This window comes from Microvirga terrestris (assembly GCF_015694425.1).
GTDB classification, from domain to species: domain Bacteria; phylum Pseudomonadota; class Alphaproteobacteria; order Rhizobiales; family Beijerinckiaceae; genus Microvirga; species Microvirga terrestris.
On sequence record NZ_JADQDN010000003.1, the window covers coordinates 88,961 to 103,966 of the forward strand.

Consider the following 15,006-nt stretch of genomic DNA (forward strand, 5'->3'; position numbering starts at 1 on the left):
GCTCCGGGTTTTAAGCGGCCTGGACCGCTTCGGGAGGTGTGGCGACGGAGATCGCATCCGGCTCGAACAGGGTCCTGATGACCTTGAGGGCCTCGAAGATCCGATCTGCCTCGACGAGATCGCCGGCTCTGCAAAGCGCTTCACGCGCGGGCTCGTCGGTGGTGATCAGCAGAATGGAATCGTACAGCTTACGGAAGGCGCTCATCACCTTTTCAGCGTCCTGAGGGTTGATCAGGATGGACTGTGCGACAAAGTAGAGCTGGCGCATCGGTGTGGTCGCTTCCGTGACCTGAAGCACATGGCTCTCCAGGAGGAAGCGCGCCTCGTTCAGAAGGCTCAAGGTCACCTTCTGGCTTACGGTCAGAACCGCACCGTTGATGAAAATCCGCTCGCCCGCCTTGAGGGAAAACCGCATCTTCGCTTTCATTTCAGGCCTTCCTGGATCATGGCATTGATATCAATCAGAGCTTCGAGATTGTTATGTTCACCTCTGACCACGCGATCAGATTCACGCATGACCCAGAGGCCGATGGAGATGAGTTGCCCCTTCAATTTGTCCGGAAGACCATTGTCGGGATGTCCGATATCCTTGATCAGGAAGGTCCACAGACGTTGAACGAAGACGATCGCTTCAAGCATTTCCAAAGATTGGGACGGCTTGCCGTTGGCCCCCTTCATCATCGTGATGGCTCGGTCGAAAATCTCGTACTCGCGGTCGCGGCAATCTCTGGAGGAGTCCTCAATGACTTCGGCGTAGGAGAAACGGTACATACTTCACTCCACCCATTACAAATAGTTGATCAAGCTCATGGTCTTGAGCTGTGCCGTCAGAGAGTAGGACGTCTGGATCTGGGTCATCAGCCGATCGACCCTTATCTTCGCCTCGGCCGGATCGACCGCTTCCAGATGAATGATCTTCTCGTCGAGAATATCCTTCTGAAGGCTCATCCGCTCGTCAGCCTCCTCGACCTTCTCCTGAACGGCTCCGAGCCTGGACTGCATGGTGGTCACGCCGGTGGTGGCCTCGGAGAAGGTTGAGATTGCCTTGTTGACGAGAGCTTCCCTGGTTCCCCTGTCAAGACGGTCCAGCCCGAGATCGAAGATCATCGTGTAGGCCATCGCCATCTTCTGGATGCCTTGATCGTTGGCATTGGCCGATGCCTCAACCTTCTCTCTCACCGAGATTCTGCTTTGGATGTTCTGGCTCGATGCATTCGACCAGTCCTGCCAATTGACGCCTTCGAAAAGAGCCGTGAAAGGGCCGTCCAGGAAGGCTTTCATATCGTCCGGCGTAATCGTCGGTACGGCAGCGTCATTCACTCCGAACCCGAAGGTCGACCGGAAGGACGAGGCGACGGCTGCTTGGGGGCTTCGCGTGACAGAACCTTCGACAGGGATCGCAATGCCGTCCATATCCGTGAAAGACCCGATCACGTCTGTCTTACCGGTCAGATCGGTCGATTTCAGCACGAGGTTTCCCGTCACCGGATCTCGCGACGCCTCCACTCCGCTGAGGGTGGTGGCCGTCACCGCTGCATTGATTGATACGACGAGGTCGTCAACGGTGGTTTCCGTTGTGACGCTGAAGACCTGATCCGGGGTGCCGCCGACACTGAATCGGATGACATCGCCGGCTGACAGACCCGATACGGGAATGCTGACATCCGCACGCAAGGGAGGCATTCCGCCAGCGTACTCATTGAACGGCTTCTCCTGCGAATTGATACCGCCGAAGATGTATTGACCGCCAGCCGTGCTGTTCATCGACGAGGTCAGGTTGTTGAGGTTGGCCTTCGCCTGATACATAAGCGTCGAGACACTTGACGAGCTCAGCGGCGTTGCAATAAGCGCGTCCATGAACTTGTCGGCGTTGGACCTGACCTGATCGAGCGCCGTCGTGCTCGATTTCATCCTGAGCAGGATCGAAGCATTACCGTCGACCAGAGCATCGATCTCGGCGCGATCCTGTCGCAGGGACAGGGTCTGACCTGTCTTGTATCCGAGCTTCAAGCCCACATCCGCCTCACGGCCGGTGACCAGCTCCTTGTTTGCCTTCACGAGGCCCGTCTGCAACTTGTCGAGGGACGTCTTGGATGAATTCCAGAGCGCCAGCGTCGAGACAAAAGTCGTTCTCATGATTAGCCCACCACGCTGAGGAGTGTCTTGAGCATCTGGTCGATGAGGGAGAGCAGCTTTGCCGAAGCGGAATAGGATTTCTCTAGCTGCAGCATGAGCGCGGTCTCGTCATCCATGTTCACATCCGTCGCGTTGGACAGCGCCTCGGACGCATGTCCGAGAAGGGTCGTCTGGTATTCCACCCGCTGATGAGCGCTCTGGCGCGTCGCCTCAAGCCAGCTGCCTGAAGACGAGGCGAGGCTCAGGAGCGACGCCTGAGGGCCGAACCCAAGGCCGGTGTTGATCGGACGCTGAACCGACATGGCATCCACTAGGCCGGAGAGGCGCCCGGCGAAGGAGGCATTTGCACCGGCAGCGGGATTATAGGTGTAATCCGCCCCGTTGATGCCGCCATCGCGAATCAACTCAAACTTGCCACCCTCGGCCGGATTAACTGCGGCGTTGACCCGGAGCACCCCGGCGAGACCCGTCGGAGCCGGGGCTCCGGGTACACCTGTTGCAGCCGGATAAGTGAAGATACCCGGCCTGTCGACCTTTGCAGGCACCGTCTGGTCCTTTTCTGCGAAGGCCTCGACGAGGGTGCGGGCAATCTCGTCGAGTTGATCCTGATAGGTGACGGCGACATCGTCGCGTAGCTGAGTCAGCCCCGCGAGGTTACCGGAATTCAGCTCCATCGGCGCACCCGGTCCCGTGACACGGATGCCATCGATCAGAACATTCGCACCTGTCACAGCAGGCCCGAACACCGTTGTCCGTGAGAACGTCACGGTTCGCGGGATCCGATCGAAGAGCGGCACGCCGCTGTCCGTATAAAGAGCGACATCGTTGCCGGCCCGGGGGACGACCGTGATGCCAATCTCCTCGGACAGCTGCGCGATCAGGCTGTCGCGCTGATCCATCGCATCACTCACGTCGGCTCCCAGAGCCGATCCGCTCATTACTTGGTTATTCGCCTTCTCGTATTTGAGAAGCAGATCATTGATGCGCGCAACTGAATCCCCAATCCGCACATCAGTCTCTAGGCGGATCGACTGAACCGTGGCTGTCGCGTCATTGAGGCTCGTCGCCATCTCCGTGGCGGCCTTGACGACGGCCTGAGCAAGGTCAGGATTGTCCGGGGCGTTCGCATAGAGTTGGAGAGCGCTGTTTAGCGCTCCCATGCGAGCCGCAGGCGATTGATCGAGTTCCGTGTCGCCGATGGTCGCGCTGAGCTTCTGCAGTCCCTCGAGCAGAGCCTTCTGGGTTGCGGCGCTTGAGGTGGTCTCCAGCATCTTCGACAGCAAGGCGCTGTCGCTCGCGCGGAGCACCGTGATCCGGGCGAAGCCACCCGTTGTTGTAAGTGCCCCGATCTTGCGGGAGTAGCTTGGGTCCGACGCACCCGCCGTATTGCGCGACACAACCGCCATCTGCGATTGCGAAGCCTGGAGCGATGAACGTGCCGTGTTGTAGGCAACAGACAAAGACATGGATTAATGGCCCTGGAGCATGAGAGTGCAGATTACCGCTTCAGGTTCATCAGAACGTCGAGCAGTTCCGAGCCGGTCTGGAAGACCTTCGAGTTGGCCGTGTAGCTGGTCTGGGCTTCGATCATCGCCGTGAGCTCGGTGCCGATATCGACATTTGACCCTTCCAGAGCTCCCGAAGCGATCGAGCCGAAGCCGGACATTTCTGGGAACCCGACCTGATAGCCACCGGATGCCGCCGTCGTTTCATAGACGTTACCGGCTCGAGGGCTGAGGTTGTCGGGACTCGGGACTGTTGCGAGCGGGATTCGATAGGCACCGACGCGGGTACCGTCCTCATAGACCGCATAGACGGTGCCATCGGCGGCGAATTCGACGTCCTTGACTGCCGAAGGCGCATTGCCGTTGGAGCTGCCGGTAACGTTGTACTCGCCGGCGAGCTGCGTCATGCCCGTCATGTCGAGGCTGAAGGCCTCGCCACCGGGGATGTTGAAGCCCAGCGCGCCCGATCCGGTCAGCTTGCCGTCCGCATCGAAGTTCAGCTCCATCGCGGTCGTTCCTGTGAAGGGTGCAGAGGGATCGCTGCCGTTGAAGACGCTAATGGTCCAAGTATCGGCATCGATCTTTGAAAGCGAGATGTCAATTTTGATCGGATTGCCGACCTTGTCGTAAACCTGCAGCGACGATGCCTTACTCACTGAGGTGAAGGATCCTGTTACACTCGTCGTGGTGGGTGAAACGGTTGAAGTCAGGATCAGATCGCCGGCAGCATTCGTGGACGCGTTGACGCCAGTGAGCGTGCCAGCAGTAACAGCGGCATTGATGGCTGTGGCGACTTCAGCAGGCGTCTTCTGTGTTGTAACGTCAAAGTATTGGTTCGCGCCACCGCCAACACTGAACGCGATCTGCGCGCCGCGACTCACTGTGGGAGCCGAGAAAAGAACGCTGCCGGCCACAGGTGGGGCCACGGTCGGAGGTGTTGGTGTACCGGCCGCGACTGCGACAGGCTGGCCGAAAGGAAGATTGCCTTTGAACGTTCCCGCCGTCGACCCTGTCGCCTGCATGCCGAAGGAGGCCATGTTGACCGGCTCGACGCCATCAAGGCTGTTGAGTGAAGGATCGACCGCTTCCGTGCCGAGCTTGTAGCCCATCAGTGTGAAGCCGGCCGCATTGATCAGGTTGCCGGTTCGCCCGTCTTTGACGAAGTTGCCGGCGCGGGTGAGATAAGGAGATCCGCTCGGATCCGACACCACGAAGAAGCCGTTGCCCGAGATCGCCAAGTCTGACCCAGACGTTGTGTAGGCAATGGGGCCTTGATCGGCGATGGTATAGCGGACGCGGCTTGTGACGGAGCCGGAGTTATAGTTGCCTTCGCTCGATGGCAGAATCAGCGACGAGAACTCCGTCGAGGCGCGCTTGTATCCGGTCGTGCTCGAGTTCTGGATGTTTTCGGCGACAGTCCCCAGCTTGTTGGACTGGGCGTTCATGCCAGAGACGCCGCTACGAAGAACGCCATAAAGACTCATGGATAGCTCCTAGGTTTCAGCTCGAACTAAACACCACCACGCTTGTGCGAGGCTGTGTTGGTACATGCTGTGGGTAAAGTTGAAGGGGACATGCTATTGTCTCAGGATCTGGGCCAGATCCATGAAGGCGTCACGGCTGGCTGGCATGGAGGGATCCTGCCGCAGAGCCTCGTAAATTTTCGGAACCAGCACCACGGCCTGGTCGAGTTCCTGATCGTTCCCAGGATGGTATCCGCCCATGAGCCTGAGATCACGCGTATCCTCGAATCGGGCGATGAGACTGCGCAGGCGACGGACGAGTTCCTTCTGATCACTCGACCACACGTGATCGGCCAGACGCGAGATGGAGCCCAGTAGGTTGATCGCTGGATAGCGACCCTGATCCGCAATGGCACGATCGAGAACGATATGCCCGTCGAGCGTTCCACGGATGTTGTCGGCCACGGGATCGTTGTGGTCATCGCCGTCGATGAGCACCGAGAAGATGCCGGTGATCGCCCCTCCTCTGCCCTCCTCTCCCGGCCCGGCACGCTCGAGAAGGCGCGGCAGATCGCTGAACACGCTGGGTGTATATCCGCGCGCGACAGCAGGCTCGCCGGCAGCGAGCGCCACATCGCGGGCCGCATGCGCATAACGGGTCACGGAATCGACGATGAGCAGCACCGATTCGCCGCAATCGCGGAAGTATTCCGCCAGCGCCACGGCTGTTCTCGGCGCCTGACGACGCATCATCGGGCTCTCGTCGCCGGTGGAGACGACCATGATCGACTTGTGGAGATTGGTCTGGATCGGCCCCTCCAGAAATTCACGGACTTCACGCCCACGCTCGCCGACCAATGCGACCACAATCGTGTCAAAACCGTCGCACTTCGCCAGCATGGTCAGGAGGGTGGACTTGCCGACGCCCGAGCCGGCGAAGATGCCGATGCGCTGCCCCTTGCAGATCGGCGTGAACAGGTCGATGGCCTTCACGCCGGTCCTGAGCGGGTCTTTGACCCTGGAGCGCAGCATGGCCGATGGGGGCTCGGCATCATTCTGAATTGGTGTCGCGCCAGGAATGAGAGGGCCCAATCCGTCCAGAGGTTCTCCGAGGGCGTTAATCACCCTTCCGCGCCAGCTATGATCGGGGCTCAAGCCGACATCGCCTACAAGGAAGGCGGGCATGCCTAGGCCGGCCTCGATCCTTCCGTTGAAGGGCTTAACCGTAATGCCGCCACCGTCGATGCGGACGACCTCTCCGATCTCGGTCTTGTCCTGTGCAGAGAACCCGACCCGGTCTCCGAGCTTGACGAACTGGGACAGGCCGGCGACTCGGTAATAGCTTGGCGTCACCTCGTTGATGACGCCGCTGATCCTGACCTTGCGCCGCGCCCCACCCTCGGTGAGAACCAACTCTTCGAGCGACTGCAACGGGTTCATGGTAGCCATCAGGTGCTAGGGCCTAGGGTCTTGATCGCATCCGTGAGAGTCGATTCGCTCTCCTGAATCGTCGTCGCCGCGCTCTCGAAGCTTCTCTGAACGGCGATCATCTTGGTCATTTCCAGAACCGGATTGACGTTCGAACCCTCACTGTAGCCCTGCTGAATGCCATTCGAGTTGAAGTCTTGAACAACGGCGCCGGGGATGTTCGAGATCACTCCCGAATTTCCATAGCGGGTGAGCTTGGCGTCGGGGCTCAGGTTGAAGAGACCGATGGCCCCGACCTGATTGGCTCCCTGGAAGATCGTGCCGTCCCGGCTGATCGTGGGAGTTCCTGCCATCGGGTCGAGGGCTATAGGAGCTCCGCCCGCATCAAGAACCTGAAATCCCTCAACCGTTTGCAGATCGCCGTTTTCATTCATCTTGAATCGACCGTCCCGGGTGTAGACAGGGCCGCTGGGACCGGTGAAGGCGAACCAGCCCTCTCCCTGGATCGCGACGTCGAGCGGATTGTCCGTCTTGGAGACAGGACCGGTTCGCCGGGACACGAAATTCTGACCGGACGATGCAAAGGAGACGTTCTCCTTCGCTGCCAGGGACAAGATCTCCTCGAACTTCACTTCGTCTGCGCGAAAGCCGCCTGTGTTGATGTTTGCGACATTGTTCGCAATCGTGCTGAGGCGCTTTTCCATGGCCACTTGGGCGGACAGCGACACATAGAGCGAAGATTGCATCTGAACTCCTCCATCCTGTGTCCCCGTAGGACACGCGATGTCACTGGGCAGTGCCAACCTTCCAAATGCGGCAGCGTCAGGCCCGGTGAACCATGCAGGATCCGTAGTCGAGCAGCCTTGCATGAGGCTTGCTCTCGCGGTTCCAGCTTCACGCAAGCCTCCGGGATTAGGACATCGTCAACAGGTTGAATTTCGATAAAGGACTAAGGCATTGGGCGTCTTGATCGGACTGGCAGTTGCCATCGGCTCGCTCGTCAGCGGCTATGTCGCCATGGGCGGGCATTTGGCTGTCATCTGGCAGCCTTGGGAATATGTGATCATCTGCGGCATCGCGATCGGCACCTTCATCATCGCCAATCCCATGGCCTTGGTGAAGGATACCGGACGCGCTGCCCGTGAGGCGATCACTGGCGCTGTTCCCAAGCGGGAGCATTACCTCTCGATCCTTGGCCTTCTCTACGCCCTGATGCGGGAGTTGAAGAACAGGCCGCGCAACGAGGTCGAGGGTCACATCGACCAGCCCGAGGAATCGGAGATCTTCAAATCGTTCCCGAGCGTCCTCAAGGACAAGGACCTCACCCTCTTCATCTGCGACTACGCCCGCCTGATCATCATCGGCAATGCCCGACCTCATGAAATCGAAGCGCTCATGGAGGAGGAGATCGCGACCCTGAAGCGTGATCGCACGAAGCCGTACTATTCTCTCAACACCGTCTCGGAAGCCTTACCCGCCCTCGGCATTGTGGCTGCGGTACTCGGGATCGTAAAGGCGCTGGGCGCCATCGATCAATCTCCAGCGATCCTGGGCGGCCTGATCGCCTCGGCCCTCGTTGGAACCTTCGTGGGCATCTTCATCTCCTATGCGTTCCTCTCGCCCCTGGCCAACAAGGTCAAGGCGACACGCGAGAAGCAGACTCGCGTCTACGTGATCGTGAAGCAGGCCCTCATCGCCTACATGAACGGTGCCCTGCCGCAGATCGCTGTCGAGCATGGCCGCAAGGGCATTTCGGTGGAGTACCGCCCGACCATCGACGAGGTCGAAGCCGCCACCACGACAGGTGGCCGTTCCGAAGAGCTGAAAGAGGCGGCCTAACCGATGAGCGGGACACAGAGTGCTAACGACATTCGCGACATGCTGCTGGACTCGGCGGGCCTCTCGCTCGACCGTCTTCCGATGCTGCACGTCATCTTCGACCGCATGACCACGAGTTGCGCCGAGCATCTGCGCCACATGGCGGCCTCGCCCATGTATTATTCGCTCAGCGGTCTCGAGAGCGGGCGAGTCAGCGAAATCCTTGAGATGTACGAGGCCAATGCGGTCGCCGGCATCTTTCACGCTCCCGAATGGGACAGCCACATCCTGATCGGTTTCGACCGGGATTTCATCTACACGATGGTGGAGGTGCTCTTCGGATCCGACGGGTCCGAGGCACCCGTTGAAGAAGCCCGCGGCTTTTCCACCATCGAGCTGCGCATGGCGCAGACGCTGTTCGAGCAGGTTGCCAAGGCCCTGCAGGCCTCTTTTTCGCTGGTAACCGATACCAAGTTCAAGCTCGAGCGAATCGAGACCCGCATGGACTTCGCGGTCATCGGGCGCCGTAACAATCAGGCGATCGCTGCGAAATTCCTGCTGCAAGCGCTCAACCGCGGTGGCGAGATGTTTGTCGTCATTCCGCAATCGGTCCTCAATCCGATGAGAAAGGTGCTCTCCCGCGTCGTTTCCGGCGAATCCTCCGGCCGTGATCCGCGCTGGATGAAGCAGATCGCAACCGAGGTGAAGAAGACAGAAGTGACACTCAAGGCAGTTCTTGAGGAGCGTTTCCTTTCGCTGGGCGAGATTGCGGATCTGAAGGTGGGCGACGTCATCGAGTTGCAGGCAACGCCAAGAAGCCGGGTCAAGCTCGAAGGTAATCATCAGGGCCTGTTCTGGTGCAATATCGGCCAGTCCGAAGGCACCTATGTTCTCAAGGTCGACGAACATATCGATCAAGAAAAGGAATTCCTCGACGATGTCCTCCCTCGCTAACATCATCCTTTTCTTGGCTCTCGTGACAACTAGCATCATGGTTGCGGTCATGTACGTGAAGCTCAAGAAGCTCGACCGGTACCATGCCGAATATCAGCAGATCTTCGACAGAACCGGGGCCGCTCTCAAGGGCGCTCAGACGGCCGTCATGAGCTTCGGAACTGAGGGCAAGGACACGCTTGCCATGCTCGGTATGCGCATCGAGGAGGCCAAGGCGGTCGCAGCGCAACTGGAAACTCTCACACGAGAGGCAAGCCAGCATCAGCAGTCACGCTCCAATTCTCTTAATTCGTAAGGTCAACTTCCATGACAAATCCCTTCGAAAATAAGTCTCAAGACAAAGCGATCTGGCAGCAGGAGAGCGCCATCTCCTCGCAGGATGACAAGCTCGGTGGCAGGAATCTTGACTCCATCCTGCGTATTCCGGTCACGATTCAGGTCGTTCTCGGGTCCGCCACCATGCCTGTTGCCAACCTGATGAAGCTCGGCAGGGGCGCCATCGTTCCTCTCGATCACCGCGTGGGTGAACCTGTCGATGTCGTCGTCAACGGCAGAATTATCGCCCGCGGCGAAGTGGTGGTCGTCGAAGACGACAACTCCCGCTTCGGGATCTCGCTCACCGAGATCGTCGGTCCCCCCAGCAACGATCTTAACGGCTGAAGTGGCATTTCCGCATGGTCGCACCAGTTCCCATGAAGGCGAATGGCTCCAAGGTCCTGAAGGGCCCTGAGCGCGTCGCAACACTGCTCTTTGCGATGGGGAAGCCTGCTGCCAGTAGGGTCCTCAAGCATTTCAGCGAGGATGAGATCCGCCTCGTCACGAAGTCGGCCGCGGCACTGGGCCCTGTCTCGCCCACGCAGATCGAGCAGCTGGTGGAGGAGTTTGCCTCCAACTTCACGGACGGAGCGGACCTCATCGGCGGCGCCTCCCACATCGAGAAGCTGCTGACCGGCATCCTGAGCCCGGAGCAGATCGCCAGCATCATGAGCGAGGTGGTGGGGAACGCCAACAGAAGCATCTGGGAGCGAATCTCGACTGTATCCGAGAGCGCCATCGCCTCCTATCTGATGAAAGAGCATCCGCAGACGGCAGCCCTGATTCTCTCCAAGGTCAAGCCTTCCTGCGCCGCAAAGGTGATGACCCAGCTCCCTCAGCCGCTTCGGAACAACCTGATGCGTCGTATGCTCAGCATGAAGCCGATCGTGGACGAGACCATGAAGAATATCGAGAAGACGCTTCATGAAGACTTCATGGCAAACTTCTCGAAGAATGCCGGTGCGGATACCCATGCGAAGATCGCCGACATCATCAACAAGATGGAGCGCGATCACATGGAGGATGTCCTGACCAACCTCTCGACCGTACGCCCGAAGTCAGCCGAGATTCTCAGAGGGTTGCTCTTCACGTTCGACGATATCGTCAAGCTTACGCCCAAGGATCGCACGACCCTGTTCGACCAGGTGCCGCCAGATCGCGTCGTCCTCGCGCTCAAGGGTACGAACGACGAATTCCGCAAGGTTGTCCTGTCGGCTCTCTCTTCGCGTGTCCGTCGGATGATCGAGCACGAGCTGAACAGCAAAGAACCGTCGTCGCATCGCGATATTGCTGAAGCCCGCCGGACCATCACGGACCTGGCGCTCGAGATGGCCGGTCGCGGAGAGATCGTCATCAACTCAGAGACTGAGGATGAAGCCTACTTCTAACAGATCGGCTTCAGCTCATGTCTGATACGGATGACAAGGACAGCAAGACAGAGGCGCCTTCCGATAAGAAGGTTCGCGAGGCCCTGGAGAAAGGAAACATCCCTTTCTCCAGGGAGGCTCCCCTGTTCGCCTCGATTCTGGGCATCCTTATCGGTCTGGCTTTTGCGGTACGCAGCAACACGAAGACCCTGACGGAGAAACTGTCGCTTTTCATCAACCGGCCGCAAGATTTCCGCCTCGAGACGGGTGCTGACGCGGCGTCCCTGATCCAGGCTGTCGCTCTCGAGGTTGCCCAATGCTTGATCCCTGTCATTGTCATCCTGGCTGCTTGCAGCCTCTCTGCCTCGATCTTGCAGAACATGCCGTCCATGGTGACAGAGAGAATCAGGCCGCAATGGAACAGAATCTCTCCCATGGGGGGCTGGAAGCGCATCTTCGGCCGGCATGGTCTCGTCGAATTTTTGAAGTCGTTGTTCAAGTTCGGGACGATGACGATGGTCAGCATTCTGCTCCTGAGATCGGAGCAATATAAGGTCTTGAATGCCATGTTCAGTGATCCGTCCCTTCTTCCGGAGCTGATGTTGACCATGGCGATGCGCCTCGTCTCCGCCATCGCGATCGCCACGATCGTTCTTGTCGCCGCTGACCTGCTTTGGGCTCGCTTCAAGTGGCGCAGTGACTTGAAGATGACTAAGCAGGAGGTGAAAGAGGAATATAAGCAGATGGAAGGCGATCCCATGGTCAAGGCGCGTATGCGATCGCTGGCTCAGGATCGAAGCCGCAAGCGTATGCTGGCTGCCGTACCGAAGGCTACGTTCGTCATCGCGAATCCGACACACTACGCGATTGCTCTGCGTTACGAGCGCAGTGAGGCGAGCGCACCAATCGTCGTTGCCAAGGGACAGGACCTCATCGCGCTCAAAATTCGCGAGATCGCAGAGAAGAACGGCGTCCCCGTCATCGAGGACAAGCCTCTGGCAAGATCCATGTACAATCATGTTGAAGTGGATCGAATGATTCCGCCTGACTTCTACAAAGCTGTCGCACAGATCCTGTTCTACATTCTCACGAGGTCGAAATGAGAAGCCTTCGCACCGTAGGCATGGTGGCTTCCTCAAGCGAGCATCTGGATATTCATGCTTTCGAAGAGGTACTCGCTTGTAACATCAAGGATGTTATTGCCGATTTCTGTCTCGCGGATGCCGATATCATCAGGTTCTATGCTGATAATCAGCTGCATGGGAACATGGATGAGATGATGAACTCGTCCGCTGAGCTGTTCTTCAAGGGTGAGACGCTGTCATACGGCCACGTCGCTCATGTGAGCACGGGGCGGGACGATCACGCCTGTGTGGTTCTCGACATGGAGTTCGTGCACGACGCAGTGACTGTCTTCTTCCAGCTCATCTTCGGCGACTATTACATCGGGTTAAAGATTAGCAAGGTTCTCCTCGATCCAGCCTTCAAGCGGTCCGAGTTCAACCTGTCCTCCTTCGCGCGCATGGTCTCCTCTGCACGCTTGAGACCCCTTCCTCCCCGTTTTCAGTCGCCTTCCTGCCTTGCCGAAATTGCTCGGCATTGATGGCTGAGCGTCGACGGCTTACATGCATGAGATGCAAATCAATCTCCAAAGCTACCATGCTCATGGTTGCAGGCATGGTCTCAGCCTGCAACTCGGCAGATAGTCTCTATCGCCAGGGTCCATGGGGGCACGCCTCCACCCCAAGAAGCTACCCTGCCTACTCCGCTCCTTGGGGTGGGAGGCCCGCTGTCGCCGCATACGGGGTTGCCATTCAGCCGGTTTATGAGCCGCTTCATGGCGTGGAGGTTGCCTTGCCCCTCGTCCGGAGAGGCTATGAGGCCCGTCTGGAGCCGGAGCTGCCTCCCGGGCCTCTTCTGGATCGACCTGCGCTTGGTGGAAGTTCAGGTGAGAAACCCCTGTCCGTACCCGTTCCTCAACAGCCCGCCGCTTCGCAACGCGAGACCAACGCCGATGTCCAAGCCAGCGCTCCGGGAGTCTTTACGCCGCCTCAGCGCCCCTCATCCTACGCCGGGATGTGGAAAGCCAGCGTCGGCTCCGCCTCATGCCGCATTCAGCTCTCGAGCGTTCCGTCGCTTGATCTTTACAAGGCATCGGCTCAAGGCTGCTCCAGCAATGCTCTGAAGACGGTCAACGGATGGAGCATCAATGACAATCGGGTTATCCTGTTCTCCCGCGGACAGGTTGTCGCCCGGCTATCAGGCGTCGAAGCCGCTCTCTCGGGTACGCTGAGCGGCTCCGAAGCTGCACTGACGATGACGCGCTAGGATAGAACGTCCCGTCAAAATAATTTAAGCCAGTAGAATTTCTCTAGTCTGCCGCAACCGTTTGCCCGGGATTGAGGCCGGGAGCGTCTGCGCAGAATGAACGCGCCCCCGGGGTCCAGGCGCCGAAGCCCGCTGCGACCATATTGGCGATCACCCGGCAGACATAGCGCTTCTGCGCCGGATCGTTGTTAGGCCCGGCGTGATAGCGCGCGACCGCCATCGTCCACGTTTCATGGCGGGTCTTCAATTCTTTTAGAAATCGTGCAGCGTATTCCACGTTCAAGCGTGGGTTCAGCATGCTCTCCAACGACGAGAACTTTTCGCGGTGATACAGATGATTGATCTGCATGCAGCCCATGTCGATCAGCCTCGCTCCAGACCGGCTCGCCTGCTCGAATTTCTGGATCGCTTCAATCGCACTGTTCGAGAAGACTGCCTTGCCCTCGACATTCATGGCGTATGGCTGCAGGCTTCCGCGCTTTCCGGTCTCCGTAAGACCCACAGAATAGAGCATTCCCAGCGGCACGCCATATAAAGCGGAGGCGCGCATCATCTCCCGCTCGCACAAACCTGACTGAGGCTGAGCGGCGGCCGAGGTCACGTAAACGGCGCTAGAGGTAGATCCCGCCAGAGCTACTGCTATCAGCAGTCCGATTCTGTTTCGGCTCATTGCGGGCTTCCGCCTCGTCTGGACCATGCGAACCATGGTGCCTGGAGGAATGGTTCTGGCTGTCTGCATTACCCTGGAAGCTTTGGTCTTGCATCCCCGGTTGTGGACGCTGGAATGAATTTCGGTCATGGCTGGTGGATTCAGCAGTCTGGATATTGATCACGTCGGGCCGGTATCCGGAGGTTCTCAGCAGGCTGGAGAGTTTCTCGGCATCGTTTCGGAGGAGATCAGCCGTCTCCTGTTTCTCGACCTGAAGCTCCATCTCCAAGCTGTCGCCGGAGAGACGCATCTTGATCGTCACAAGTCCCAGTTCCACTGGATTGAGCTGCAGGCTGAGAACCCTCAGAACTCCCCCTGAGGCACGAGCCACGGCGACACGGTGCACGCCATCGCCCTGAAGGGCTGGCTGGTGAGCGCCGGAGACTTCCGACACATCATCCAAGATCGCTCTGGCCATCTGGTGGAGCGTACCGGGTGGCAGTGAACCGACCTCTGCTTTCTGAAGACCCGGAGCAGCTTGCTTCTGCACCTCAGCGCGATCAGCCATGCGTCCGATGGAAACCCTATCGATTCTCTTCTCGTCATCCCGCTGAAGTAGGTTGGCCGCCTCCGCATCAGGAACGACTGGCTCTCCGCCCAATGATTGCTGCAGAGGGGAATGAGGCTGCTTCGTTGCGGCTTCCATGGCCTTCTTGACGCCAAGGTAGTTTGGACGAGCTTCGATCGGAAGGTCGATTGCTTCAGCCGACGCGCTCTGTTGAAGTGCTGATTCGAAACCTTCCACAACGGGTCTGAAATGCGTTTCCTGATTCTGAATGGAGACCGATAGCTTCGGCCCTATGGCAGGGCTCAGGATGCTGTCAGCCGCCGCGTCAGTGGTGAGCAACGGCGGCATTGAAGACGCACCATTGCGCATTTCGGGTTCGGCTTGGCTGTTCACCCCACTCTGCGACAGGATCTGGGGCAGAAGGCCCTCAAGAACGGCATAGGCTTGACTTCCCACAAGGGGAATGGCTGCTCCT

The 15,006-nt window shown here is 58.7% G+C and carries 17 protein-coding genes; 8 read left to right on the forward strand and 9 right to left on the reverse strand.

All coding sequences use genetic code 11. The features are described from left to right. Positions 1 to 10 precede the first annotated feature (10 nt). The 7 genes from flbT to flgF form a co-directional block, all read right to left on the reverse strand. A complete protein-coding gene (gene flbT / locus I2H36_RS07485) occupies positions 11 to 427 on the reverse strand; it encodes a flagellar biosynthesis repressor FlbT (protein WP_196263272.1) in 417 nt (138 codons plus the stop codon). After that, positions 424 to 771, reverse strand: coding sequence for a flagellar biosynthesis regulator FlaF (gene flaF / locus I2H36_RS07490; protein ID WP_196263273.1), 348 nt, complete (start codon positions 769 to 771; stop codon positions 424 to 426). The genes flbT and flaF overlap by 4 nt, the downstream gene beginning before the upstream one ends. Positions 772 to 786: 15 nt before the next feature. Beyond that, a complete protein-coding gene (locus tag I2H36_RS07495; protein WP_196263274.1) occupies positions 787 to 2,136 on the reverse strand; it encodes a flagellin in 1,350 nt (449 codons plus the stop codon). Positions 2,137 to 2,138: 2 nt separating this feature from the next. Further along, on the reverse strand, positions 2,139 to 3,602 hold the full coding sequence (gene flgK / locus I2H36_RS07500; protein WP_196263275.1) for a flagellar hook-associated protein FlgK: 1,464 nt from the start codon (positions 3,600 to 3,602) through the stop codon (positions 2,139 to 2,141). 32 nt (positions 3,603 to 3,634) lie between these two features. Next, positions 3,635 to 5,125: a flagellar hook protein FlgE gene (locus I2H36_RS07505; protein ID WP_196263276.1), complete on the reverse strand. Its 1,491-nt coding sequence runs from the start codon at positions 5,123 to 5,125 to the stop codon at positions 3,635 to 3,637. 93 nt (positions 5,126 to 5,218) lie between these two features. After that, complete coding sequence (gene fliI, locus I2H36_RS07510; RefSeq protein ID WP_196263277.1) at positions 5,219 to 6,544, reverse strand: flagellar protein export ATPase FliI; 1,326 nt, start codon at positions 6,542 to 6,544, stop codon at positions 5,219 to 5,221. Between the two features lie 8 nt (positions 6,545 to 6,552). After that, positions 6,553 to 7,278, reverse strand: coding sequence for a flagellar basal-body rod protein FlgF (gene flgF / locus I2H36_RS07515; RefSeq protein WP_196263278.1), 726 nt, complete (start codon positions 7,276 to 7,278; stop codon positions 6,553 to 6,555). A 211-nt stretch (positions 7,279 to 7,489) separates the two neighbouring features. Here flgF and motA point away from each other — a divergent pair, with 211 nt between their 5' ends. The 8 genes from motA (at position 7,490) to I2H36_RS07555 (ending at position 13,314) form a co-directional block, all read left to right on the forward strand. Beyond that, positions 7,490 to 8,371 carry a flagellar motor stator protein MotA gene (motA, locus tag I2H36_RS07520; RefSeq protein ID WP_196263279.1) on the forward strand — a complete coding sequence of 294 codons (882 nt, stop codon included), beginning with the start codon at positions 7,490 to 7,492 and terminating at the stop codon, positions 8,369 to 8,371. Between the two features lie 3 nt (positions 8,372 to 8,374). After that, positions 8,375 to 9,304 carry a flagellar motor switch protein FliM gene (locus I2H36_RS07525; protein ID WP_196263280.1) on the forward strand — a complete coding sequence of 310 codons (930 nt, stop codon included), beginning with the start codon at positions 8,375 to 8,377 and terminating at the stop codon, positions 9,302 to 9,304. Beyond that, the gene (locus tag I2H36_RS07530) at positions 9,288 to 9,599 is read left to right on the forward strand and encodes a hypothetical protein (RefSeq protein ID WP_196263281.1); all 312 of its coding nucleotides are present in this window, start codon (positions 9,288 to 9,290) and stop codon (positions 9,597 to 9,599) included. Before I2H36_RS07525 ends, I2H36_RS07530 begins: the two co-directional genes overlap by 17 nt. Positions 9,600 to 9,610: 11 nt before the next feature. After that, positions 9,611 to 9,964, forward strand: coding sequence for a flagellar motor switch protein FliN (gene fliN / locus I2H36_RS07535; protein ID WP_210330995.1), 354 nt, complete (start codon positions 9,611 to 9,613; stop codon positions 9,962 to 9,964). Positions 9,965 to 9,978: 14 nt separating this feature from the next. After that, positions 9,979 to 11,007, forward strand: a complete 1,029-nt coding sequence (locus I2H36_RS07540) for a flagellar motor switch protein FliG (RefSeq protein ID WP_196263282.1) — start codon at positions 9,979 to 9,981, stop codon at positions 11,005 to 11,007. Between the two features lie 17 nt (positions 11,008 to 11,024). Further along, the gene (flhB, locus tag I2H36_RS07545; RefSeq protein ID WP_196263283.1) at positions 11,025 to 12,089 is read left to right on the forward strand and encodes a flagellar biosynthesis protein FlhB; all 1,065 of its coding nucleotides are present in this window, start codon (positions 11,025 to 11,027) and stop codon (positions 12,087 to 12,089) included. A gap of 20 nt (positions 12,090 to 12,109) precedes the next feature. Next, positions 12,110 to 12,589, forward strand: a complete 480-nt coding sequence (locus I2H36_RS07550; protein WP_196263284.1) for a hypothetical protein — start codon at positions 12,110 to 12,112, stop codon at positions 12,587 to 12,589. 251 nt (positions 12,590 to 12,840) lie between these two features. Next, a complete protein-coding gene (locus I2H36_RS07555) occupies positions 12,841 to 13,314 on the forward strand; it encodes an AprI/Inh family metalloprotease inhibitor (RefSeq protein ID WP_196263285.1) in 474 nt (157 codons plus the stop codon). 43 nt (positions 13,315 to 13,357) lie between these two features. Here the strand turns inward: I2H36_RS07555 and I2H36_RS07560 are convergent, their stop codons facing one another. Together I2H36_RS07560 and fliK are read right to left on the reverse strand one after the other, a co-directional pair. Then, a complete protein-coding gene (locus I2H36_RS07560) occupies positions 13,358 to 13,984 on the reverse strand; it encodes a transglycosylase SLT domain-containing protein (protein ID WP_196263286.1) in 627 nt (208 codons plus the stop codon). Further along, entirely contained in the window at positions 13,926 to 14,924 is a 999-nt protein-coding gene (gene fliK, locus I2H36_RS20410) for a flagellar hook-length control protein FliK (protein WP_210330996.1), read from the reverse strand. The genes I2H36_RS07560 and fliK overlap by 59 nt, the downstream gene beginning before the upstream one ends. Positions 14,925 to 15,006 lie beyond the last annotated feature (82 nt).